Annotated in this window: 23 protein-coding genes; 8 read left to right on the top strand and 15 right to left on the bottom strand. The window is 40.3% G+C overall.

Annotation, left to right across the window (positions count from 1 at the left end; all coding sequences use genetic code 11):
• Positions 1 to 119: 119 nt before the first annotated feature.
• The 3 genes from IGI46_RS17150 to IGI46_RS17160 all read right to left on the bottom strand — a co-directional run bounded on the left by IGI46_RS17150 (position 120) and on the right by IGI46_RS17160 (position 4,159).
• Entirely contained in the window at positions 120 to 1,883 is a 1,764-nt protein-coding gene (locus IGI46_RS17150; protein WP_429973888.1) for an ABC transporter ATP-binding protein, read from the bottom strand.
• Complete coding sequence (locus tag IGI46_RS17155) at positions 1,876 to 3,606, bottom strand: ABC transporter ATP-binding protein (protein WP_429973889.1); 1,731 nt, start codon at positions 3,604 to 3,606, stop codon at positions 1,876 to 1,878. The genes IGI46_RS17150 and IGI46_RS17155 overlap by 8 nt, the downstream gene beginning before the upstream one ends.
• A gap of 169 nt (positions 3,607 to 3,775) precedes the next feature.
• Positions 3,776 to 4,159 (bottom strand): VOC family protein, encoded by a 384-nt coding sequence (locus IGI46_RS17160; protein ID WP_429973890.1) that lies wholly within the window; start codon positions 4,157 to 4,159, stop codon positions 3,776 to 3,778.
• Between the two features lie 68 nt (positions 4,160 to 4,227).
• On the opposite strand from IGI46_RS17160, the gene IGI46_RS17165 reads away from it, so the two are divergent.
• Positions 4,228 to 4,971 carry a methyltransferase domain-containing protein gene (locus tag IGI46_RS17165; protein WP_429973891.1) on the top strand — a complete coding sequence of 248 codons (744 nt, stop codon included), beginning with the start codon at positions 4,228 to 4,230 and terminating at the stop codon, positions 4,969 to 4,971.
• A gap of 381 nt (positions 4,972 to 5,352) precedes the next feature.
• Here IGI46_RS17165 and IGI46_RS17170 read toward each other — a convergent pair whose 3' ends face one another.
• From IGI46_RS17170 to IGI46_RS17180, 3 genes are read right to left on the bottom strand one after another with little or no spacing between them, the layout of a single operon-like run.
• A complete protein-coding gene (locus tag IGI46_RS17170; RefSeq protein ID WP_429973892.1) occupies positions 5,353 to 6,021 on the bottom strand; it encodes a Pr6Pr family membrane protein in 669 nt (222 codons plus the stop codon).
• A 21-nt stretch (positions 6,022 to 6,042) separates the two neighbouring features.
• Positions 6,043 to 6,894, bottom strand: a complete 852-nt coding sequence (locus IGI46_RS17175; RefSeq protein WP_207701056.1) for a GRP family sugar transporter — start codon at positions 6,892 to 6,894, stop codon at positions 6,043 to 6,045.
• A 16-nt stretch (positions 6,895 to 6,910) separates the two neighbouring features.
• On the bottom strand, positions 6,911 to 7,696 hold the full coding sequence (locus IGI46_RS17180) for a glucose-1-dehydrogenase (protein WP_207701055.1): 786 nt from the start codon (positions 7,694 to 7,696) through the stop codon (positions 6,911 to 6,913).
• A gap of 166 nt (positions 7,697 to 7,862) precedes the next feature.
• Between IGI46_RS17180 and pepA the strand changes: the two genes are divergently transcribed.
• Positions 7,863 to 8,933, top strand: a complete 1,071-nt coding sequence (gene pepA, locus IGI46_RS17185) for a glutamyl aminopeptidase (RefSeq protein WP_429973893.1) — start codon at positions 7,863 to 7,865, stop codon at positions 8,931 to 8,933.
• A 44-nt stretch (positions 8,934 to 8,977) separates the two neighbouring features.
• On the opposite strand, the gene IGI46_RS17190 is transcribed toward pepA, so the two are convergent.
• Positions 8,978 to 11,320: an ATP-binding cassette domain-containing protein gene (locus IGI46_RS17190; protein WP_429973894.1), complete on the bottom strand. Its 2,343-nt coding sequence runs from the start codon at positions 11,318 to 11,320 to the stop codon at positions 8,978 to 8,980.
• A gap of 128 nt (positions 11,321 to 11,448) precedes the next feature.
• Between IGI46_RS17190 and IGI46_RS17195 the strand changes: the two genes are divergently transcribed.
• The 3 genes from IGI46_RS17195 (at position 11,449) to IGI46_RS17205 (ending at position 13,541) form a co-directional block, all read left to right on the top strand.
• Positions 11,449 to 12,120, top strand: coding sequence for a response regulator transcription factor (locus IGI46_RS17195; RefSeq protein WP_429973895.1), 672 nt, complete (start codon positions 11,449 to 11,451; stop codon positions 12,118 to 12,120).
• A complete protein-coding gene (locus IGI46_RS17200; RefSeq protein WP_429964169.1) occupies positions 12,120 to 13,160 on the top strand; it encodes a HAMP domain-containing sensor histidine kinase in 1,041 nt (346 codons plus the stop codon). The genes IGI46_RS17195 and IGI46_RS17200 overlap by 1 nt, the downstream gene beginning before the upstream one ends.
• Before the next feature lie 81 nt (positions 13,161 to 13,241).
• The gene (locus IGI46_RS17205) at positions 13,242 to 13,541 is read left to right on the top strand and encodes a hypothetical protein (RefSeq protein ID WP_207701050.1); all 300 of its coding nucleotides are present in this window, start codon (positions 13,242 to 13,244) and stop codon (positions 13,539 to 13,541) included.
• A gap of 74 nt (positions 13,542 to 13,615) precedes the next feature.
• On the opposite strand, the gene IGI46_RS17210 is transcribed toward IGI46_RS17205, so the two are convergent.
• The 3 genes from IGI46_RS17210 to IGI46_RS17220 form a co-directional block, all read right to left on the bottom strand.
• Entirely contained in the window at positions 13,616 to 14,602 is a 987-nt protein-coding gene (locus IGI46_RS17210) for a LacI family DNA-binding transcriptional regulator (protein WP_429973896.1), read from the bottom strand.
• A 131-nt stretch (positions 14,603 to 14,733) separates the two neighbouring features.
• Positions 14,734 to 15,051 (bottom strand): AzlD domain-containing protein, encoded by a 318-nt coding sequence (locus IGI46_RS17215; protein ID WP_429964171.1) that lies wholly within the window; start codon positions 15,049 to 15,051, stop codon positions 14,734 to 14,736.
• Positions 15,044 to 15,799, bottom strand: coding sequence for an AzlC family ABC transporter permease (locus IGI46_RS17220; RefSeq protein WP_429973897.1), 756 nt, complete (start codon positions 15,797 to 15,799; stop codon positions 15,044 to 15,046). The genes IGI46_RS17215 and IGI46_RS17220 overlap by 8 nt, the downstream gene beginning before the upstream one ends.
• 387 nt (positions 15,800 to 16,186) lie before the next feature.
• Between IGI46_RS17220 and IGI46_RS17225 the strand changes: the two genes are divergently transcribed.
• Complete coding sequence (locus IGI46_RS17225) at positions 16,187 to 16,870, top strand: YoaK family protein (RefSeq protein ID WP_429964173.1); 684 nt, start codon at positions 16,187 to 16,189, stop codon at positions 16,868 to 16,870.
• A gap of 31 nt (positions 16,871 to 16,901) precedes the next feature.
• Here IGI46_RS17225 and IGI46_RS17230 read toward each other — a convergent pair whose 3' ends face one another.
• From IGI46_RS17230 to IGI46_RS17245, 4 genes are all read right to left on the bottom strand, one after another.
• Entirely contained in the window at positions 16,902 to 18,359 is a 1,458-nt protein-coding gene (locus tag IGI46_RS17230) for an aldehyde dehydrogenase family protein (protein ID WP_429973898.1), read from the bottom strand.
• A 126-nt stretch (positions 18,360 to 18,485) separates the two neighbouring features.
• Positions 18,486 to 19,307, bottom strand: a complete 822-nt coding sequence (locus IGI46_RS17235) for a DUF4097 family beta strand repeat-containing protein (RefSeq protein WP_429973899.1) — start codon at positions 19,305 to 19,307, stop codon at positions 18,486 to 18,488.
• Positions 19,308 to 19,400: 93 nt separating this feature from the next.
• A complete protein-coding gene (locus IGI46_RS17240) occupies positions 19,401 to 20,357 on the bottom strand; it encodes an aromatic acid exporter family protein (protein ID WP_429973900.1) in 957 nt (318 codons plus the stop codon).
• A 54-nt stretch (positions 20,358 to 20,411) separates the two neighbouring features.
• Complete coding sequence (locus IGI46_RS17245; RefSeq protein ID WP_429973901.1) at positions 20,412 to 21,773, bottom strand: FAD-dependent oxidoreductase; 1,362 nt, start codon at positions 21,771 to 21,773, stop codon at positions 20,412 to 20,414.
• A gap of 191 nt (positions 21,774 to 21,964) precedes the next feature.
• Here IGI46_RS17245 and IGI46_RS17250 point away from each other — a divergent pair, with 191 nt between their 5' ends.
• Positions 21,965 to 22,426, top strand: coding sequence for a DUF441 domain-containing protein (locus tag IGI46_RS17250; RefSeq protein ID WP_429973902.1), 462 nt, complete (start codon positions 21,965 to 21,967; stop codon positions 22,424 to 22,426).
• Positions 22,427 to 22,530: 104 nt separating this feature from the next.
• Here IGI46_RS17250 and IGI46_RS17255 read toward each other — a convergent pair whose 3' ends face one another.
• Positions 22,531 to 23,481 (bottom strand): zinc-binding dehydrogenase, encoded by a 951-nt coding sequence (locus IGI46_RS17255; protein WP_429973903.1) that lies wholly within the window; start codon positions 23,479 to 23,481, stop codon positions 22,531 to 22,533.
• A 451-nt stretch (positions 23,482 to 23,932) separates the two neighbouring features.
• Here IGI46_RS17255 and IGI46_RS17260 point away from each other — a divergent pair, with 451 nt between their 5' ends.
• Positions 23,933 to 24,616: a transposase gene (locus IGI46_RS17260; RefSeq protein ID WP_429964179.1), complete on the top strand. Its 684-nt coding sequence runs from the start codon at positions 23,933 to 23,935 to the stop codon at positions 24,614 to 24,616.
• The last annotated feature ends 10 nt before the right edge of the window (positions 24,617 to 24,626 follow it).

Here is a 24,626-nt window from a genome sequence, read left to right on the forward strand (position 1 = left end):
TTTTCCCCCACGGTGAATTCTCATTCTATCTGTATTTTATCAACATCTATGAGAATTTACAAATTCTACGATAATTTAGAGTTACAAAAAGACCCTAGCCTTAGCCAGAGTCCTCCTGCTTATTTTGCTTCTTCTAATTCCATTGGCTCTCCAACTACCCAAGTCCGAGCAACCTTTTGCTCGTGGATCATTTTAGCATACCAGCCTTTCATTTGACAAAGCTCCTGATGAGTTCCTTTTTCCAAAATCTCGCCCTCTGATAGAACGATGATTTGATCTGCGTTAATAATTGTGTTCAACCGATGAGCGATAACCACAACAGTTTTTTCAGCCATCAGCCGATCCAAAGCCAAATTAATTTCTTTTTCATTATCGGCATCCAAGCTGGAGGTGGATTCATCCAACAGTACAACTGGGGCATCCTTCAATAAAGCACGAGCGATTGATATACGTTGTTTTTCTCCACCGCTTAAGGTTGAACCGCCCTCACCCACCATCGTATCATATCCATTCTCCTGCTGCATAATAAACTCATGACAATTGGCTAACCGACTAGCCTTGACTACCTCCTCCATAGAGGCCCCTGGTTTGGCAATCCGAATATTGTTCAAAATCGTATCATTGAACAAGTAAACATCCTGCAGTACACAGGTAATCTCTTCTGTTAAAGCATCGGGGCGAATTTCTCGGACATTCTCACCACCAATTGTGATGGTTCCTGTTGAGACATCCCAGAAACGTGAAATTAAACTGATCACTGTTGATTTACCAGAGCCGGAAGGTCCAACTAACGCAGTCGTCTTGCCATCCTCTACTGTAAAAGTTAAATTCTTCAATACTGGAACATCATTTTCATAGCTAAAAGAGACATCTTTGAAGTCAATTTGGTGATCCATCCCCTCAAAGCTTTCCTTCGTATAGGGCAACGGCTGTGTTTCAAAAATCTGCCGCAAATTATCCGCTGATTTAGCAATGTACTTTAATTCTGGATACAGCATACCAATTATCATCAATTGACTAGAGGTTGATACACTCAGCATCAATACCGCAATGTATTGTTCTGGTGAGGTATTGCCCTGCAACAGCAGATTCGTTCCCCAAATCAGCGCAATCGGAATCATAAAAGAAACAATAGTCGAAAAAATCATGACATAGGGCATCATGGATAATTCCACTCGAATCGATGATTTTTTCAATTCATTAAAGGAATGGTCCAACCGTTTGAATTTTGTTCCTGTCAGCTGGTACAAACGGAACGTTTTAATTCCGTTAATGTATTCAACCACGCGAGAAATTACATCGTTCATTTTTTCCCGATGCTCAGGTGCAATCTTATGTCCAACCGCCCCTCCTTTAATCATTAAAGGTAAAGCAACCAGAATCATTACCACCATCACCCCAGCAAAGCGAAAATCAATGATTAAGGCACCCAACATGCAGACACCCACACTGAACATTGCCCGAATAAAATCTGTTAAATTGTGAGACAATACCTGCTCAAAATCAGAAATATCGGTAGAAAAGTAGCTGGTTAACCGTCCGACACTGTTCTGATTGAAATATCCCGAGTTCAATCCGCGAACATGCTCAGCCAATTTTAAACGTAACTCAGTGGCAATTGCCGAACTGTTCATCTGCAGTGAGTAAAAAACATACCGTGCCAAAATTGCCCGAATAACAAAAACGATTGCCAACACTGCCAAACCTTGGAAGAAAAACGTCTCAGTAAATCGCTGAGACACCAAATTTACAATTGCCAAAATCATGACTGAATAAAAGACCATATTCAAAAAGGCATCGAAAATCGACAACATAATCGGTTTATACAACAGCTGAATATTATCTCCAGTAACAGCCTTCACATTTCGAATGATACTAATCATTTTGACCCTCCTCTGCATAGATAGCCCACAGCTTCGCGTAGCTTCCTTTACGATGCAGCAGCTCTTCATGCGTTCCCCGCTCGATAATCCTTCCTTCGTCAAAGACACAAATCTGATCGGCATGCTTAATGGTATTCAGACGATGAGCAATCATGATCGTTGTTTTATTTTGCAGCAGCTCATTTAATGCCAGCTGAATCTTCCGTTCATTTTCAATATCGGTAAAACTGGTCGCTTCATCGAAAATTACCAGCGGTGCATCCTTCAAGATAGCTCGAGCGATACAAATCCGTTGTTTTTCCCCGCCAGACATTTTTATGCCCGCTTCGCCCATTACTGTATCGTAGCCATCTGGCAAACTCATGATAAATTCATGAATTTGAGCCGCCTTGGCTGCCGCCTGAACTTCTTCTTCCGTTGCCTCATCTTTACCAACCAAAATATTCATGCGAATGGTATCACTCAGCATAAATGCATCCTGAAAAACAAAGCTCATGGATTCCATTAAGCTCGACTCGTCGAAGGTATCAATCGATTGACCATTTAAACGAATCTGACCTTTTTGAATATCCCAAAAACGCGGAACCAATTGGGCTGTTGTTGATTTCCCTGAACCAGATACCCCTACAAAGGCCGTTAGCGTATTGGCTAGGATCGTTAACGAAACATCATGCAGTACTTCATCCTCCTCATAAGAAAAATGAACCTTTTCAAAAGCAACCTCCACTTGATTCAGTACCTGATGAGTAGAACCAAAGCCCTGCTGCGGCAAATCCATAATATCCTTGATTTTTTCTGTTCCAGTCAAAATCTGACTGATCGCCACCGCAAATCCGCTTAAGCTTTTTAAGGAAGAAAGAAAAACAATACTCATAATCAAGAAAAATAAATAAGTCGGTAAATCAATACTGCCCTGTAAATACAACCAGCCCCCTATTGGAAAGCTAAACAATAAACCAGATTCAATTAGAACCATAAATAGTCCATAGGGCCATGCTTGTGCGCGGGTACAATCCGTCCACATTTCATGGTATTCCTCCACCGTATCAGAATACTGTTTGAAGCCTTTCGCAGTTACATTAAAGGATTTCATGACATTCATCCCATTGATAAACTGCATAATAGAAGAATTCAACTGACCGACCAGCTTATGATACCAGCTCATGTATTTCCCGCTGGAACGCATTCCAACAGCCAATACAACAGCTCCAATTACAATTGGGATAAGCAGACATAAGGCCAACCCGACATGCAGCGTACATAAATAACCAAACATCAAAATCGGAACCACTAAGGCCTTGGCCAAATCTGGTACCTGATGGGCCAACATCGTTTCAATCCGCTCTGTGTCTTCAATGATGGTTTTCTTCAGCTTTCCAGAAGTTGTTTTAGTGAAAAACCCTAAATTCAATGTAGCAATATGAATACTCAGTCGTTTACGAATTTCGTATAACGTATTAAAAGCCCCTATATGAGACAATGAACCACTGATCAACAGTGCTACAAACTTCACAATAATAGCAATCCCTGCATATATGGCATATTGCATCGCCAAATCAATATTGGGATTATTCCCAAAAAGAAACATCAGCACACGATACAACATCACTAACGGCACAAAATCCATAATTCCCGAAACAATACTAAAAATGGCAGAAAACAGCAGCAAAATACTGGATTTCCCAGCCAATTTAAACAAATACCCAACGCTTGCTTTTTCCATACGAATTCCTCCAAAAACTTTAATTGATAATGATTCTCAATCTCATTCGAATTATTACATATGTTATTCAACAAGTAAAGAACTTTCTAGGTAGTTTGCGCAGTTATATTCAATTTTCTCTGGAAATAAAGAAAAAAGACAAGCCGCAGCCTGCCTTCAATCATCTTATTTATTCAGTTATCTCAATCTGAATTCCTTCCATTGCTACAATTGCCGATTCATAGTACCCATCCCCAGTAGTGCGCGGACCAGACAATACTTGATACCCATCGGCTAAGAAACGTTTCGTCAGTTCATCAACCTTTTCTTTGCTGCCAACACTAAAAGCTAAATGGATCAATCCTGCTTGATATAAAGCAGGCGCTGCCCCCTCAATCTCAGGTCTGGTCATTAATTCTAATCGTGAACCATCGTCAAAGCTAAGGAAATACGTTTTCAGACCCGTTTTAGGATTATGATACTGATCATTACTTTTTGCTTCAAAATATGTTTCAAAAAATTCTCGCATTCCTTCTAAATCATGGACATACATTGCTACGTGCTCGATTTTCATCCAATTCCCCTTTTCTTTTTCTCTATTACCACTAATGGTATACTATTCGACAGAAAGAAGGAAGTCTCATGACCGATGATTACTTAAATGAGCTTGAACAATTTTGGGATGAATTTGCCGATGAATATGAAATAATTCAGCAGGAATCTCCGTTTCCAATTGCTGAGAAACTAAAGCAATTCCTCTTGCAACAAGCGATTTTGCCTGCTCATTCTTTTCTTGATTTAGCTGGAGGAAGCGGACGCTATTTAGCGGAGTTTCAAGATACTGTTGACCACTATACGTTAGTGGATATTTCTAATGAAATGCTGGGGATTGCGAAAACGAAGCTACAGGATTCGGATGCGGCTTTTGTTCATCAAGATCAAGAAAGGTTTTTCCAGTCTGCTACTGAAACCTTTGATGTGGTCTTTACCGCCATGAATCCTGTCTTGCTTACCAAAGAAGACCTTTTAGCCTTCACTGCTCAAAGCCATCGTTGGTGCTTGATTTTTAGATTAGTTCAACAAACTGATAATCTCTTTTCACCTTATGAAGAAACAGATACAAAGCCGAATCTAATGGAAAACTACAAGCAAATCCTAAAAGAGAGCGGTATCTCTTACAATTCTCAAGACTTTACGTTTACTTACAGCGAAGAAGTAACACGCGATTTTTTTGAAGCTTATTTTGAAAAGGAGCTCTCTTTGAAGAAAATAAATCAAATTGCCGAAAAAATCTTTGGTCTGTCCGAAACACAGCTGAACTTCCAAACGGTTTGTTATCAATTGATCTATTACTTAGTACCAGACTCACCACTAGTTAAAAGCTAGTGAGAGTTTCCCTTTACCAAACGAAACCCTACAAAAATAATTATTATCGCTCCAGGTATATTTATACCTGAATGATTTGTATATATGTAAATTGCAGCAACTATGAAGCATATAGCCGCAGCTAGCTTATGTTCTTTTTTCATTTAATTCCGTCCTATACTTTTTCAGTTGTAAAGCAATTAGCAGCTATTATAGTTTGTTCATGCGTTTATCTGTTTTAAGTATACCACTTCTAAATTCTACTTTTTTCAATTTAAGATATATTTTTCCCCGATCAATCTTCCATCAAATTGATTAAAAAACATCAGAACAATGTATAAATCAAGTGGTTTTCAAAACGTACAACAAAAAAGCTTGCAACCAAATGGTTACAAACTTTTTTTATTTAGTAAACGGCTTAAACCGGTTAGTTATCCAGGCAATCAGCTTCATTAGATAGCCAAATAGAACAAATACCAGTAGCAAAACCAGTACATTAATGATTACCCAGGTCCAGCCTAGTTGGTCAGCATCAATGAAAAAGTAGGGATAATAGCTGCCAAAGCCCGCAATCGGTCCGCCGATTTGTGCGCGGACAATAGTAAATACCCAATAAAGCAGTGGCAAAATCGCCCAAGTCCATGGCTTAATCTTTTTCATATTGCTTGTATTCGCAAAAATAATCCAGTCCACAAATACCATAATTGGGGTAAACGTATGGACTAGAATATCTGAGAAACTATTTACCGCATAGCCTGAAGTGTCAGAAATAGTAGGCACCAAGATAAAATTATAGATTAAGCCAGTGATCACAATAATTAGTGTCAAGGCTCCCATGCTATTCGGCGAAAAATCTGCCGACCACGCCTGTTTTAGAGAAAGACTTTTGGCAATACTTTTAATAAGCAAATACAAGTAAGCAAAAAATACCAGCAGATTACTTTGAATCGTATAAAAAACCAACTGATTTAGTTCAAATCGACCTTCAAACAGCCCCAACAGCAATGCAAGTCCCCACCCGCAACCGATAACCAATACGAAACGAAAAATATTTTTTATCGTAAGATACAATGCTTTAACTCCTCCTTTTTTTTATAAAAACGCCGTTGTAACACTCCCAATCACAATTAGGGCTAACCCAATTAACGTAAAGCGAAACTCTTTGGGCGTCTTTTTCTCTTTTAGAATAAACATACCACCTAACGTCGAAATAACTACATTCAACTGTGTGATTACATAAGCAGTTGCTACGCCATTCCTTTGAGCCGAAAAAATATAGGCAAAAGCTGAAATGCTGAAAATAATCCCGACAATGACTGCTTTCCAGCTTTTATCACTTGAGAAAGCAGTTGGCTGTTTAAGGATAACATAAATTAATGCAGCAATAAATACACCCAACATTTGAGGAAAGAAAATAGCATCTCCTGGCGCATCTACCAGCTTAGGTAATGCACTGTACACCCAATAACCCACACTGGTACTTGCTAAAATGATTAACCCTTTACTAGTTCCGCCCTGATCATCTGAACCTTCTGTGATAGCGGTCAGTGCAGCACCAATGACCAATAGCACGATTGATCCAAAACCGATAATCTTAGAGGTAGTTCCAGCCCATTCTCCAAAGGCAAAAACGCCGATTAAAGAGGTCCCTACCAGCTGCAAGCCTGTCGAGATTGGCATCGTTCGCGAAACACCTAGCAAATTAAAAGCAGTATATTGGCCAGTTTGTCCGATTACCCAAAAAGCACCAGAAGCCATTGCGATCATAAAGGTACCCAAGGAAACACTTTGATTAGAAAAGAAAAAATAGACAATTAAGCCAACAATTAGTGTACCAATACCTGTACCTAAGATTTCATTGGTCGGACGGCCACCGATTTTTTTTAGAATCAGCGGCTGAACGCCCCAACCAATTGCTGGTAATAATGCAATTAAAATATTCATCCATTAACACTCCATTCTATCCTTTTCCACCTTGAAAAGATGGGTACAATGTCATACCGCCATCAACGAACAACGTAATTCCTGTCACATAACTCGATTCGTCTGAAGCTAACCAAGCAGCAGCCGCTGCTACCTCACTTGGCTCACCAATACGCTGCATCGGTACCATGCCGGTAGTTGTCGCCAATTGTTCTGGATCTGCAAATTTTTTCGCATTAATTGGTGTATTAATAGCACCTGGTCCAATACTGTTGACCCGAATATTGCGGGCCGCATATTCCATCGCAACCGTTTCAGAGAATAGTTTTACTCCGCCCTTAGATGCTGCATAGTGAGCAAATGTTGGCCAAGGAATCTGCTCATGGACTGAAGACATATTGATAATGTTGCCCTTTTTATCTTGCTCCAAGAAATAATTTAAGGCAGCTTTAGTCCCTAAAAATACCCCCGTCAAATTCACATCAATTACTCTTTCCCAATCCTTTAATGGCAATTCATGGGTTTCGTGTTGATTTTCCATCCCGGCATTATTGATCCAAATATCCAGATCACCAAACTCTTTGACCGCTGCATCAATCAACTTTTGAGTGCCTTCTTCGGTACCGACATCGGCTTGGACAGCGATGCCCTTTCCACCAGCTTGTTCAATTAATTCTACGGCTTCATTGGCTCCTTGTTCGTCCGAGTGATAGTTTACTACCACGTTCATTTGTTCTTGACCAAAACGTTTAGAGATTGCTGTTCCAATTCCTTTTGATCCACCGGTAATTACGGCTACCTTGTTTTTTAAGTCAGTATACATACCTTTTTCCTTCTTTCCATGAATAAAAAATGAGTCCTTCATTTTACAATTACTCTACCCGTTTTTATTTTTTGTTGCCAATAATCGGCTCAGATAGAAGTCAGACCTTACAGATCATTCAAAAAGGATTATACTATTTAATAATAGAAGATAAAGGAGCATATGTATGAAGGAAACTACATTCAACCGTATTAAAGAGTTAACAGAATTACAAGGAACCAGCGGGTTTGAAGAAGATGTTCGGGCCTATTTGAAAAAGGAAATGACTCCCTTAGTAGATGACATTCAACAAGACGGCCTAGGGGGTATTTTTGGTCTTAAGAATGCTGGCGAGGATGCACCACGAGTGATGGTAGCGGCTCACATGGATGAAGTTGGTTTTATGCTGACGGAAATTACCTCCAGAGGTTTATTCAAGGTGGTTCCCTTAGGCGGCTGGAATCCTTATGTTGTTTCAGCACAACGCTTTACCTTGAAAACAAAAAAAGGAAATTATCCCTGCATCTCATCCTCCGTTCCTCCTCATTTGCTGCGCGGGACTGGTGGTCAAACCCAAGTAAAGGTTGAGGACATTTTATTCGATGCTGGCTTTGAATCGAAGGAAGAAGCTTTAGAATACGGCGTTCTGCCTGGAGATACGATTGTGCCGCAGGTGGAAACCGTCAAAACGGCCAATGGTAAAAATATTATCAGTAAGGCTTGGGATAATCGCTACGGCTGCACTGTTGTCTTGGAAGCACTAGAGGCTTTACAAAAGGAAACCTTGGATTACACACTGATTGCTGGCGCAAATGTACAAGAAGAAGTAGGCTTGCGAGGAGCCAAACCTGCTGTCACAAAGTTTAAGCCTGACTTATTCTTTGCAGTAGATTGCTCTGCAGCGGATGATTTAACTACTACTAATGGAACATTTGGTCACTTAGGCGAAGGGACCCTGCTGAGGATTCAAGATCCAGGCATGATTTTACTGCCCCGCTTGCGAGAATATTTATTGGACACCGCTGAAACGCACAATATTCCTTATCAATACTTTGTTTCGAAAGGTGGAACCGATGCTGGCGCTGCTCACACTGCCAATGAAGGAATTCCTAGCAGCGTAATCGGTGTTTGTGGACGCTATATTCATACTCACCAAACGATGTTCAGTATTGCTGATTTCGATGCAGCTCGAGAAATGCTGATTCAAGTGTTGAAGGGGCTAGACCAAAGTACTATCCGCACCATTAGTTATGGCTAGAAACAAAAAATCAGTACCCTCTAATAAGAAGGTACTGAATTTTTTTATTCTGCTCGTAAAGCGATTGCTGCATCTTTTTTAGCAGCCATTCGTGCTGGAATGTGTCCGCCAATCATGGTTAATACCGTTGAAACGATAATCAAGATAAGCCCATGTACAGGATTCAGCTGAGCCACATTCTCCAAATCAGTCATATTATACAACACTATGTTGATTGGGAAAGTTGCTAACCAGGCTAGTACAACACCCAATGTTCCTGAAGCCAAACCTAAAATACAGGTCTCCGCATCAAATACTCGGGTAATATCCTTTTTCCGCGCACCTAAAGCCTTCAAAACACCAATCTCTTTCGTCCGCTCAATGACTGAGGTATACGTAATAATCCCAATCATAATCATACTAGTTACCAATGAAATTCCGGCAAAAGCAATCAGAACATAGGTAATAGCGTCCATCAAACCACCGGTCAATTCAGTCATAGTCCCAGCCAAATCTTGGTAGATGATTCGATCTTCCTTAGACTTTCCTTCATTGTATTTATCCAAGTAATCCAAAATCGCCTCTTTGTCCTTGAAGTTATTTGGATAAATCATAATACTGTAAGGGATGCTGTCGCCGCCAAGGTAAGCTAACGTGCTGTCCTTCGTACTATCATCTAAAGGTTCATTGGTCATCACATTGGTACTGCTGTCTCTTTGTGCTGCAACGATCGCTGAGTCTTTATTTTCGTCAACAATTTTTCGAGTCAATTCATTACTATAAGCAATTCCTGGGGCTAACAGGTTCATGGTTGAATCCTTCTTCACCCGCAGCACACCGGAAATCTTCATTTCTTCATTGTTGGCATTATTGTAAATGTCATTGTAATCACTGTTTGGCACAAAATTTCCAGTTGGCAATTCAGTATAATAGTCGTTGTTGTGAACCAGTTTAAAAGTGGTTCCTACGATTTGATCGAAATTCAATTTTTCGCCATCCTTGACGTCGAAGCCAAGGTTCTTTAAAGAATTGATATTGGTATTATTGTTGCCATCAACAATTAACACTACATCTGTTGGGTCTTTTGGATATGCGCCATTTAGCAGGTCATAGTTTTCTTCTAAAAAGCTTTCGCTGCCTTCTTTCAATTGTTTAGGGAAAGAAGAAACACCGACACCCGTCATATTCGCCATTGCGTTGGTCATTCCAGCGCTGGCACTGTCTGAAGCATCGTTGGATAATTTCACTGGTTCCACATTGCCGTTCACATCTCTTAGCAGGTTCATTCCAACTAAACGAGTAAATCCAATATTGTTGCTCAAATCAGGGTTGATATTTTCAATATAGTCTACATACTCTTGATCAATTTTATTGGTATGCTGCGAACGATCCTGGTCACTGATTTTAGCCGTTACCGTATCCGTTTTAGGGAATTTCCCATCATCGGTACCTAACGCATCTTCTTGCCGACCACTCCGATCTGCGGCTACTTGAGAAATCGTAATTGGGAACTTGGCCATTGTTTCCGATTGCGTCTGATCAATTTGCGTTTGAAACCCGCTGGAAAGTGACAGCACGATCCCTATGCTGATGATCCCGATACTGGAAGCAAAAGCAGTTAAGAAGGTCCGCCCTTTTTTGGTTCGCAGATTGTTAAAGGACAGCTTCAACGCCGTCATGAATTTCATTTTAGTCCGTTTCAAATTAAATTGATCTGGTTTTGGTCGTTCTTGATGGGGATGTGAATCACTTAAAATCTTCCCATCAGAAAAACGAATAATCCGATCAGCATATTCATCGGCTAAAGCTGGATTGTGGGTTACCATAATCACTAATTTTTCTTTAGACAGCTCTTGAATCAGGTTCATAATTTGCACACTGGTCTCCGTATCCAGTGCCCCAGTCGGTTCATCACAGAGTAAAATGTCTGGATCATTAGCCAACGCCCGGGCAATCGCCACCCGCTGCATTTGACCACCAGATAACTGATTCGGCTTTTTGTGCATATGATCCGCCAGACCTACGCGACGCAACGCATCTTCTGCCTTTTGTGTTTTTTCTTCTTTTGGCACACCACTTAAGGTCATGCCAAGCTCTACGTTATCAATAATACCTAAATGGCTGATCAGATTATAGCTTTGAAAAACAAAGCCGATGGAGTTGTTCCGATAAGCATCCCAATCGGACTCCTTAAAGGTTTTCGTTGATTTCCCATTAATCACCATATCACCAGTATCGTAATTGTCCAGACCGCCGATTACGTTTAGCAGTGTAGTTTTCCCAGAACCACTCGCTCCTAAAATCGCGACAAATTCCTGACGGCGAAAAGCGACGGTTACGCCATCAAGGGCCTTGGTAGTTGTGTCCCCAACATGGTAATATTTCTTTATATCTTTTAGTTCTAACATGAATTCATCCCTTTATTTTTTGATTTGAAGTGAAGATACCAGAGCTTTATTAACTCAAGATGAACAAACTTCACACATAGTTCACAGCATTTAGCTACTATTATTATGCAAAAAGGAGGCGAAGGCAAATGAACCACTTGCTGATTGTGGAAGACGAGGAAAACTTATTGTTTCTTTATCAATCGATTTTGGAGCAAAATGATTTTGTCGTATTTCTAGCAACCAACGGCGTTGAGGCCCTGAATATCTTAGATAAGCAGCACATTGATTTAATGATTACCGATATTATGATGCCGGACATGGACGGCTATGAACTAACTCAAGACCTAAGAGAGGCGGGCTTCCAGCTGCCAATCTTGATGATTACTGCTAAAAATACCTTTCAAGATAAAAAGAAAGGTTTTGGTATGGGAATCGATGATTATATGGTGAAACCTATTGATCTCAATGAGATGGTCCTGCGGGTAGAAGCTCTATTAAGGCGGGCTCAAATTGTCCACAATAAACAGCTGACCGTTGGACAAACGACTCTCGATCAAGCAAGCTATCAAGTTATTATCCAAGAGAATGCCGAAACACTGCCGCAAAAAGAATTTTTATTGCTCTACAAGCTCTTAGCCTATCCCAACAAAATTTTTACCCGGCGACAACTGATGGATGAAATTTGGGGCTTGGATTCCGACAGCGATGAGCGAACCATCGACGTACACATTAAACGACTACGTCAAAAATTCCAGGAAAATACTGACTTCTCAATTGAAACAATTCGAGGATTGGGCTACAAGGCGGTGCTTCATTGATGCTAAAAAAACTGCATTCTTCCTTGTGGGTGTATTTTACCTGCATGATTTTCCTGATTATGGTACTTTTGTTAGGTTTCTTTGTGACATCCATGTTTGTGCTGAATCGCTTTGATATTTTAAGTACCCGGCAGGAACAGCACATCTTTCCCTTGGCAATCATCTCGCTGTTGAGTCTGCTGATTGGTTTAGGCGTATCTGCCATTGTCAGTAAACGGATTCTTCATCCTATTGCCAGTCTGCGTCAAGCCATGACTCAGGTTGCCAAAGGCGACCTGACTGTTCAGCTGACCGAGGATCAAAAGGTCGAGGATGTGGAACAGCTCTACCACGATTTTAATGTGATGGTAAAGGAATTAAGCAGCATCGAGACTTTGCGCAACGACTTTGTTTCAACTGTTTCTCATGAGTTCAAAACACCGGTGGCCACTATCCGAGGATATGTACAGCTGCTGCAAAATGAACAGCTGAAGCCGGAACAACGAAGAATTTATTTGGAGCGTATGCTGGATGGCACCCTGCAATTATCTCAGCTAACAGACAATGTTTTGCATTTGACCAAATTGGAAAGCCAAAGCATTCAATTTCCTAAAGAATCTTTTCAATTGGATGAACAAATCCGAGAGGTCATTTTATTCTTGCAGCCGAAATGGGAAATACAGCAGCTTCAGCTAGACATTGATCTTGAAGAAACCTGCTATAAAGGCAATGAAGAATTTTTGTATCATGTATGGTTAAACCTGCTGGACAATGCCATCAAGTACAGCCCGCCAGAAAGCAAATTAACCGTTACTTTAAGAAAAGTCGAAGGCGGGTTGGAAATAGCGATTTGCGATGAAGGTTTAGGTTTGAGCCCTGAAGAGAGCCAGCACATCTTTGAGAAATTTTATCAAGCAGATACCAGTCGTAAAATAAAGGGCAACGGCTTAGGCTTAACGCTAGTGAAACAAATTATTCATTTGCACCATGGCAGCATTAATGTATCCTCTCAACTAGGACAAGGCAGCCACTTTATCATTTATTTACCAAATCCTAGGTAAATCCCAAGAAAAAATGACCAAATCGTTCACAGTTAATTCACGAACAACAGTTATTCTATATACATGGAGAGGATGATTTAAATGAGCGAAGAAACAAGATCCATTTATTTTATCGAAGAAACACAAAGTATTGAAGGTGCCTATGTCGAAGTTCAAACTTTATATGTAGCTGATAATGAAGAAGATGCCAAAGAGGCTTATGAAAATATGTTGAAACAAAGCAATCGTAAATCTTTCGGACTATTACTAAATGAATACGTAATTAGAGCAGATCAAAGTTATTTTATGCAATTGATGCGGGCTTGGAAAAAGCTGCCCGCTGACTTCTATCGTAAAATGAAGGTCTTAACTTACCGACCTTTAGCTGAATATCAAGGATAAATGCCGATCAAAAAACGAACAAATTGGCCTCTGTTAATTGGAGAGCAACTTGTTCGTTTTCTTATTGGTCTCATCTAATCCTCAAACACTGTATCCAGCATTACATCCGTAATCCGTTCATTCGGATACAAAATAACCTTCTTAATCTTTTCCGAAAGAATGGCTCCGAATTGCTCTAAGGGTTGTTTGACTGAGCGTATTTTGGGTCGCACAAGCTTAGTCATCGCCCCGCCATCAAATCCCACCATATCAATGTCACGATACAATTGCTTTTCCATGTCGTAAATTGCTTGGTAACAACCCAAAGCTACCATATCATCAACACAGAAAATTGCGGAAACATCTGGCTGTGAGTGAATCAGCTGTGTGGTTCCATGGTACCCACCCTCAATTGTCAAAGGAACCTTTTGGACTAGCTCAACTAAAAAAGGCAGGTTAGCTTCCTTGAGCGCACGTTTATAGCCTAAAAATCGTTCATTCAAATGATAGGTCGTAGCATCCTCAGTCAAAATAGCAATCTTCTGGTTTCCTCGACGAATCAACCACTCAATGGCTTTACATGCACCAATTTCTTCTTCTACTAAAATTGAACCATAGTAGCCTTGATTCAAGCCCCGATCAACAAATAAAATCGGTGTTTTTAAATATCTTCCCTGCTTAATGACTTCTGGTGAATACTGATTCGCTGTGAAAAAGACGATTGCCTCCACACCTAACTGATTCAACTTCTTCAATAAATCCATTTCTCTTGCCTGTTGATGATCTGATTCGCAAATAATTAAATAATACCCATTTTCCTGCAGCTTGTCTCGCAAAACCTGCAGGATACCGCTGGTAAACTGTTCAGAACCAGAAGGTGCAATTACACCAATAGTCTTTGACTTTTTTAGAATAATGTTGGAAGCAAAATAATTCGGCGCATAATCATTTTCTTCAATGACCTTCAGCACCTTATCTCTGGTTTTTTCGCTGAACCGTCCACCCTTGTTATTCATGATTTGGGAAACGGTGGTCACCGAAACCCCTGAAAGCTTGGCAATTTCCTTAATCGTCAGTTTCATTTGGTCGTCGTCCTTTATTTAAATCGTTTTTCTCATCATACCACGTTACACGGGTTGCGTCGTTCTCAGTAGGAAAATAATAGATGAGCTATCAGCTGCAACAAAAAAACGCCTGCTGCTTGAGCGGCGCCCTACATTAACGATAATAGAAATACCGCTGCTAAACCAGCGATTACCGACCAAGCCATGGAGCGGGTTTTATAAGCAACTCCTGCCACTAAAAACATTGCCAGAATCCGAATATTTCCCCCTATTTCAAAATGCGCATGGCTGATAAAAACATCCTTAAATACCAATGCAGCAAATAGCGATATCGGAACAAACTTCATCCACTCACTAAACCATTCCGGTACTTTGCGCTGTGAGAAATAAAGCATCGGGATTACACGGGGAATATAAGAAGCGACAAATAAGCTTAAAATCAACAAAAGTAAATAAAAATTACTCATGATGAGCCTCCTCGCCTTTTACAGTAAAAAAGTCGTCATTGTCTTTACCAGTCGCCGAACTGCGAATTTTTTTATCGACCAAAAAGCCTACCAGTGAAGCAACCACCGTTGCCAAAATCAAACCAAAAGTATTCTTCAGCAGCAGCATAAAAATGACTGCCAATCCTCCGGAAAACATCCCCGTAACTAACAACAGCTTGTTTTTCACCTGCATAATAAACATAAAAATAAACATCGAGGTTAAAGCAAAATGCACCAGCTCTGTATCCACATGAATAAATGAGCCGAAAACACTACCGAGTACGGTACTGATTACCCATGAAGCCTGAGAAAACCAATTTACCATAATCGCCCGCGTACGATTCCAAGTTTTGTCGGTTGAAAACTTTAAATAATTAACCGCATAATTTTCATCATTCATTGATTGCGAAAACACGGCCAAAAATCCCCGCTGCTCCTGCTTAAAAAAGTGAGACAGGCTCGAGCCCAGCAAAGCGTAACGCAATTCCAAAAACAAAACCATCAATATGATGGAAGTAAACGAGGCGTGAACCGCTAACAAAGATACCACCAAAAACTGTGCACCACCTGAGAATACAACCAAAGACAGCAGTGCTGTCAAAAGAGGATTAAACCCTACTTGCTGCAGCAGCATGCCGCAGGCTAAACCCACGGGAATATAGCTGAAACAAAGGGGCATGACGGCTTGAAAGGCTTCTTGCCAGTCTGCCCGATTTTTTAAAGACATCAGAATCTTTTCCTTCCAATTTCGAGAGTAAAAAGCATACCCATTTTAACACAATTTCAAAAAAAAGATAGCTGACTTTACTGGGCTTATTTATCTAAAAAACTAGGAGGTTGTTCGGAATTCTTCCCTTTTATCCCCTCCATCAGCTGATATTTAAAGCGTTTTTCAGATAATACTTCCAGCGAATAGTTTTGAGCCAATTATGGTTCGGAAATTCTCAAACTTCGCCTTGTTAATACACTGCGATTTTTAGTCTAAGTTATGAAAATTCCGTTGTGTCTTCTTGATTTCAAGTTTAATTTTGCTATTTTTTTCATGATCGATTAATTTTCCACCCATTTTTTGAAGCAATGTGCTACCATAGTTTCAGAAGAGAGATGAGCACCTGTGAATTCAAGTTTTCATGAACATCGCTCCGTCGGTTTAATTTTGACATTTATCGGCGGCGTGATGGACAGCTATACCTACATCCGCTATGAAGCCTTTGCCTCGGCCCAGACTGGAAATTTAATTTTAGCGATTATTCAGGCCTTTGACCATCAATGGGCTTTAGTCGGCAAGAAGCTGCTTTCTACCCTGTTTTTCTTTTTAGGTATTTTACTGGCTAAATACTTAATTGATTACTTCCGGGAAAAGGAACTGCATTTTTGGCGATTGTTCCTATTGTATTTCGAAGCCTTGGTCTTTTTCGTGATCAGTCTGCAGTGGCTAGAGCCGCATCCTTCTGCAATCACAGTGATTATTGCCTTTACTGCTGCGATTCAATGGATTGCCTTTGATAAAATTAACGGCTTATCTTACACTAATTTGTTTACAACAGGCAACCTAAAGGGTGTCGCTACAAATTTTTATGACTATCTGAAAACCAAGGATGACAAAGCCAAACAACAGTTTTTCCACTTTTTATGGGTCGTATTGGCCTTTTTAGCTGGCGTAGTTGTTTCCGTGTTTAGCTATGATTATCTAGGCAGACAAACAATTTTACTGGTATCGGTGTTATTCCTATACCTGGCAGTTACGCAAAGCTATCAAATTTGGCGGTTTCATAAAGAGGTCTACACCACAAAATAAGAGCTGTCAGCTGACAGCTCTTATTTATATCTTAAAACGGATACTGTCCTTTACCAGACTGAGTAGTTACCCATTGAACCCGAGTAAACTCTTCCAGTACCCACTCACCGTTAAAGCGGCCGATGCCGGAATTTTTCTCCCCGCCAAAAGGTGCATTGGGCTGATCATCAACAGTTAAGCCATTAATGTGGCACATTCCTGCTTCGATTTGGTTTGCTAACAAACGACCTTTGTTCAAGTCCTTGGTGAACAACGCGCTGGATAATCCATACTCTGTATCATTCGCAGCTGTGATTGCTGCTTCAGTATCTTTGACTTTGAGAATTGGTAATACCGGACCAAAAATTTCTTCATGAAAAATCTCGAGTGCAGGATCTTCTGAGATTAGCACTGAAGGTTCGACTAATTGGCCTTTCACGCCGCCTTCAATTAAAAATTCAGCGCCTGCTTCTCTCGCTTTTTTCACGATTTCTTGGATTTGATCCGTTTGTTTTTGATTAATAATCGGACCTACCACTGTTTCATTCTTAGCCGGATCGCCCACAGCCAATGCTTTTACACGAGCGACTACTTTTTCAACAAATTCATCGAAAACAGACGCGACAACAATCGCTCGATTGGCTGCCATACAAATCTGACCAGAATGCATGAATTTACTTACAACTAATGCTTGAGCTGCTTCTTCCAAATCAGCATCCTCCAGAACGATAAATGGTGAATTTCCACCCAGCTCTAAAGCGACCTGTTTAATTTTCTTGCCGCTCATGGCATGACTAGCAATATTTTTACCAACTGCCGTTGAACCAGTAAAAGAAATAAAGCTTGGTATTGGATGCTCCACAAAATAGTCACCAATTTCACTGCCGCTGCCGACTGTTACATTGACTAACCCTTCTGGTACTCCTGCATCCGCGAAGAACTTCGCAGGCAGTAGGCCACCAGTCACTGGGCTGTCACTGGCAGGCTTAATAACTACACCATTTCCAGCTGCCAAAGCAGGTGCCAGCGAACGCATCGTCAAATGGAATGGAAAATTCCAAGGACTAATAATCCCAATTACTCCCAAGGGACGGTGTGTCACAAAGCTTTCCTCACCTGGTTTATTGGTTGGCAAAATTTTGCCTTCTGATCGCATAGGAAATGTCGCAGCTTCGCGAGTGATTCCCTGAGCCAGACTCGCCTCTAACCCCGCTTTGATTTTAGTTGCTCCGCCTTCCTTAATCAACCAGTCAATGATTTCGTCTTGGTGCTCCTCTATCAAATCAGCAGCTTTTTCAATAATTGTGCTGCGTTCCTGAGGCGTCTTGTTCATCCATTCCTTTTGTGCCTTTTTGGCAGCTTGATAAGCTTTATCAACATCATCAGTATTGGCACCTTGAAGTGTCACAATTGTCTGCTGTGAATAAGGGTTCTTGTCCTCGTTCACATGCTCACTGTCATTCCCAATTTGCCATTTTCCTGCAATAAATTGTTTATCAAATTTCTCCATCAATTCGTCACCTTCCTTCTATCCATCATAGAATACGGTTTCACGAATGACAAAGAATCGGCTCAGCACCATCTGAAATTCTGCAAAAAAAAAAACGAGCCGCATCAACGCCTCGTTTTCTTCAATCTATTCACTAAATTTAACTGTAATATCTCCATTAGAGGTATTCATATCCAATACTTTTTCACCAGAGCCTTCTGAATTTCCCGGAGTATTTTGTCCGTTGGAGGTATCAGAATTAATCTCAAAATCAGATTGTTTGCCAATAATGTAGCCTTGTATGCTGGCATTGCTGCTGTCAACAGTTAATTCGCTGCCAACTTTTACATTATCAAATTTAAGGTTGCCGTTACTAGTTTCCAGCAAAATATTTTTTCCATCTAAACGATCAGCCTCCAGCTTGCTGTTGCTGGTAATAAACTCACCATCACTAAAGGTCAAATCAGACAAAGTAATTTTACCATTGCTGGTTTCGGCATCAATCGTATCACTAACCTTCAGCTTAGATAACTTAATTTCATTATTAGACGTTTCAATATCCGCAGAATTTACTGAAAGGTTTTTAACCGAGACGCTGGCGTTGCTGGTTTCTAGGTCCAAGTTTTCCAACTGATCTTTCGGAACTTCAACAACGACTTCTCCTTGGTCGTTACCAAAGCTGAACCAAGAAGTAAAAAAGAACCAGTTGTCTTTACGTTCAAGCGTTAATACTCCATCACGTTCTTTCAGACGATATTTGTTGTTTCTAGATTCTTTATATTCTATAGTAGCTCTATTATCATTAGTTCCTACTACAGTTACTGGTGAATTTTTATCATCTATTATAATGCTCTGAAGCGCTTCTTCTGCATGGTATGTTTTATTCGTTTGACGATTATGGAAAAACATACTCGACATACTTACGACCGCTAGCCCAACCAATATTAACCCTACTGCAATTTTTTTCATTTTGAACTCCTCCTATTTCCTTCTCCTTTATAGTAAAGGAAACACAAGAATCTTGCCTAGGTCATAAGACTGATTTTACCTAGGACCTCCCGCTTATCTTTGAATTTCACGATAAAAACCAGCCTTTATCGCAATAAAATCCTGGAACAATTGAAACAAATGGAACAGCATCGCTCGATTCTCAAAGGCTTCCCGATTTTCTGGTAGGTCTTTGGTTCGATACCGTTGATACGTCTCGTCAATCTTTTTCAAAATTTCCTGTCCATCATTGTCTTCGGCTAATGTTTGCGAAGTAAAAGTGAACAAAGCTCGTAACTCTTGGGCTTCATTTTCTGTTGCGTTCAAATGAATAAGCACCTGCAGCATATCTGAAAGATTCTTCACCTGCAGACGCCGCATGGCAAAATATTCAAAATAATAGCTGTTAGGCGACCATAAGCGATTTTCTTCAAAGCTCAAGGCGCGCTTTTGCGCCTGCTTCACAAAGTCAGCCAGTGAAAGACACTCTTGCAGCAACACTTCTTCACCCGCATTTTGATTAAGGGAATCAGACATTTTCGCCAGCAGCTTCTTCATCATTACTTCTACTACCTGCTGGTCTTCTTTGATTTTCTTTTCCGTATTGGGCATATAGATATTGGCAATTAAGGCGCAGCCAACGCCGATGATCATCAGCAAATACTCATTTAAGATCAGCGAAGGGGCCAAGCTTTCACTGGCCAGAAAATGGGTGATCAGGACGGAACTAACCGAAATTCCTTCTGCTACCTTTAGCCGGACTGATAAAGGAATAAATAAGAGCAAATACAAACCAAAGGAAAAAGCATTAAACCCAAATAGTGAAAAAAATAAAGCCGCTATTGCTGTAGCTAAAGTCAGCGAAATAACCCGATTCCAGGCGGTTTTAGCCGTCGAGCGTTTCGTGTTAGTGACACTTAGAACAGTAATAATCGCTGCCGCGGTGGCACTCTCTAGTCCTAATAAGTTTGCGATGACCAAAGCAATCGGTGCAGCAATTGCCGTTTTTATCGTTCGTAATCCGATCTTCATCTTTTTCACTCCTCATAAAAAAGGCTACACTATCCAGTGCAGCCTGTAAACCTCTTATGCTTTGTTTTCTTGTTGCAAGGCTTTTAAACCAGCCATTCCTAACAAGTTCCATGGTGTATCAAACTCTGGTTGGAAGAAGAAATCGGCATACGCCAACTGCTCCACCGTAAAGTGCGTTTGAATAGCAATGGAAATCGCATTGATGTTCGCCGTTAAATCTTCTTTCGACATGATTTGGGCGCCTAGAATTTCCATGTTTTCTGGATTGTATACTAGTTTGAACATCATACGAGTCTTTAAGTTTTTTGGAACAAAATCCATTAACGTATCTTGATCCAGGAAGACAGATTTCGTTTTAATGTCTAGCTTACTGGCCATTTGGTCATTTAAGCCAGTTGAAGCAAATTTATAGTCAAAAACACGTAAAGCAGAAGATCCTTGAACGCCAGGGAACGGGTATTTTGCTTCTTCTAAATTGCGAACAGCATAACGACCTTGACGGCGTGCGTTCGTTGCCAATGAAATATTGACTGTAGTGTTACCAGGATTGTATTGGATCAGCGTTGCATCTCCAACTGCAAATACGTCTGGTTCACTTGTACGCATGTATTCGTCTGTCTTAATCATGCCGGTTGGCAATATTTCAACCGCATCCTTCAACCAAGCAGTATTAGGCCGAACACCGGCAGACATTACTACCATGTCAGCTGGATATTCCCCTTTATCGGTCACTACTTTAGTTACTTTGCCGTTGTCATCGCCAACAAATTCAACAACTGATTCTCCCATTGCCAACTTGATGCCATGGTCAACCATTTCTGTTTCCAGCACATCGGTAAATTGTTTATCCAGGTAGACTCCTAATGGACGATCAATAATATCCACTAAAGTAACCTTTTTACCAGATACTGCAAATGATTCCGCTGCTTCAATTCCGATATAACCAACGCCGATAACCACAACGTTTTCAATATCTGGATCAACAGACAACATTTTTAAATCAATTGTGTCTTGACGACCACGCATTGTTTTTATGTTGCCTAAATCTTTGCCTGGCACAGGTAAGATAAACGGATTGGCTCCGGGACTCAAAATCAATTTGTCATAACTTTCTACCCGTGTTTCCCCTGTAACATGGTTCAATACTTCCACTTGGTGTTTGTCAGGTTCTACTTTTGTAATTTCAGTGTTTGTGAAAACGCGGACCCCGCGTTGTTCCATCTCTTCAGCAGTCGCATAGCGAATTGAATTCACATCTTTAACGACTCCTTCAAGATACATTTGCGTGCCTCACCCCATAAATGAGATAAAGTCGCCCTTTTCATACCACTGAATTTCCGCATCGGGCTGCGTCAACAACAGTTCTTCGACCGCTTCATAGCCGCCGTGTGAAGATCCTAATACGATAACTTTCATGTATATCCCTCCTAAATTTCTTTTGTACAAACTGTACACTCTAATACTACGTCATTTTTGCTCAAAAGAGGAGGAATAAGTCTTGATTATTGATACTAATTCTTAACTAGTATTTTCTGAAAAATACAGGATTCTGGTCGCACTTTTGCTGCTTTTCTTGTATAGTAGATTCAGATAAGGAGTGGATAACTTTGGAAAGCTGGTTATTTCTTGGCATTATTCTATTAGTGGCCTTTCTAGCAAAAAATCAAAGCTTACTGATTGCCACATTAGCAGTGTTGGCATTGAAATTACTGCCGCAATCAGACAAAATACTAACAACCTTGAATCAAAAAGGCATTAACTGGGGCGTCACCCTGATTTCAGCAACTATCTTAGTCCCGATTGCAACGGGAGACATTGTATTAAAGGATTTATTGAACACCTTGAAATCACCCTTAGGCTGGGTGGCTACCATTTGCGGAATTCTTGTCGCAGTCCTTTCAGCCCGAGGTGTGGGTCTCATTGCTTCATCTCCTGAGGTGACTGTTGCTCTAGTTTTCGGAACAATTGTTGGTGTCGTTTTCTTAAAGGGCATAGCCGCTGGACCGGTGATTGCGGCCGGGATCACTTATTGTATCATGCAGGCGATTCAAGTATTTGCTACGAAATGAAAATTAGCAGGACAATAATCCCTCAGATTTTGTCCTGCTAATTTTTATAATTGGCTATTCAAAGTATATAATCGTAAGAACTAGCCGGATTAACTAAACCATCTTTACGGCTGTAAAAGAATCTTTCCAACACTTTTACCTGATTCTAAAAATTTATGTGCCTCTTTTCCCCTAGACAAAGGGAAAATTGTTGGCTCACTAATATGTATTTCCCCCTCTCTGAAATACTCAAAAAGTCGATTACTTCTGTTAATGCGCTCTTGAGAACTAGTCAGGTAATCCCACAAATCTCCAGTTACTATACTTTTAGATTGAGACAGCAGTTTAACAAAATCAATACTAGGGGGATTGCCCCCAGCCATTCCAAAGAAAACTACTTTTCCTTTATTTTTAAGTAGGTTTATACTATCTAGCAGTGTGATCCCCACCCCATCATAGACGGTATCAAAGAAAGATACGTACTCTTCCTCCCAATTTGAATTTCTTAAAAAAACTTTTTTTGCTCCTTGATTCAAGGCTAAACGCTGTTTTTCCTGAGATGATGTAATTCCATAAACATTGAGACCATCCGCAGTTAACATCTGTGACAAAATTTGTCCTATGCCACCGCTTATTCCATGTACAAAAACATTGCTGTTCTGCTGTCCATCACCTAAATCGTGTGCCAAAAAATCTGCAGTTAAGCCTTGCAGCCCAATGCTCGCTACCAACTTAGTATTTATGTCATCAGGAACCCTTATGGCATTTTCTTCTGGAACAGCTACTAGATTTGCGTTTGAAAAAGGAACATCGACAAAAAGTACCTTATCCCCAAGTTTGTAGTTGCTGACGGAGCATCCCAGACCAACAACAGTGCCAACTCCTTCATACCCATTGATATATGGAGTGCGTTCTTCGATATGATAGGTACCTTTTCTTCTATAAATGTCTGCGTAATTTAACCCAATATAATTCATCTCTACTAATAGTTCATTTTCACAAATTATTGGATCTGGTAATTCTCCATATTCTAAAACGTCAGAACTGCCAAATTCATTAAAAAATAAAGCCTTCATGTTCAATTCGTCTCCTGTCAACTAGATATTATTTTACTGATAAAGCTTCTAACATCGTATCATAATCCATCCATAAAGAGCACTCTCATCAGAATTAGTTTATGCTGTACTTTATACCCACTATGTATAGTTCTTTAAATCCGCTCACATTTCCTTCTAGCACAGTTTTTTGTATATTCCGATTAGTGTTTTGGGATCAGCAGTAACAATCAACTTAATTGCCACTTTTAGCTTATTCCTTGCATCTGACTTTTTTTAAGGTTTGCAGCAATAGTTTGAAAGCAGCCGTTCATTTAATCTTCATTTTCTAGATCCTCAAGCAGCATATCTACGATGCAAATTTTTTTACGTTTACCTGCCCGGATAGCGAAATAAAAAAGTTGGGAAAAATTGATATGCTACCCCTATCTAGGACAAGGAAATAATTAAATCCTAGATAGGGGTATTTGTTATGGGAAAAAGAAGGATGAAGCTGAGTCCAGAAGAATGTCTAAAGATTGTCGAGAGTTATCTTAGACATGAGATCAGTTTGAAGGGAGCCACCAAGGAAGCACAGGTTTCCACAGAAACAATCCAACGATGGTGTAATTTGTATGAAAATGAAGGAGCCGCAGGTTTGGTTGCTTCAAGAAAGAATAACAATTATTCGAAGGATTTGAAGCTGACAGCCGTTCAAGATTACTTTACTGGTGGAGGCAGCCAAGTTTATATCGCCAAAAAGTATGGATTAAGAAGCAAGAGGCAACTACAGGACTGGATCAAGGTTTATAATACTCATAAAGACTTCAAATCAGAAAGTGGTGGAAGTAGAATGAGTCAAACCCGTGAAACCAGTCAAGAGGAACGTCTGAAGATTGTATTAGAGTGTCTAGCCAATAATAAGGATTATGGAGCGATGGCAATCAAGTATCGAGTGTCCTATCAGAACGTCTATAACTGGGTGAAGAAGTATGAGCAGCGAGGCTATGACGGGCTTCAAGATCGGCGAAGCCGACGCAAAGCGAAACAAGTCGGCCGAACACCAGAAGAAGAACAAGCAATTGAGCTAGCCAAATTGAAGAGTGAGATTAGACAATTGAGAATGGAAAATGACCTGTTAAAAAAAGTGAGGGAATTGGAAAGGAGGAATCGTTAGGGCAATTTCG

The sequence above is a fragment of the Enterococcus sp. AZ163 genome, assembly GCF_050498925.1.
Classification (GTDB): Bacteria; Bacillota; Bacilli; order Lactobacillales; family Enterococcaceae; genus Enterococcus_A; species Enterococcus_A ferrettii.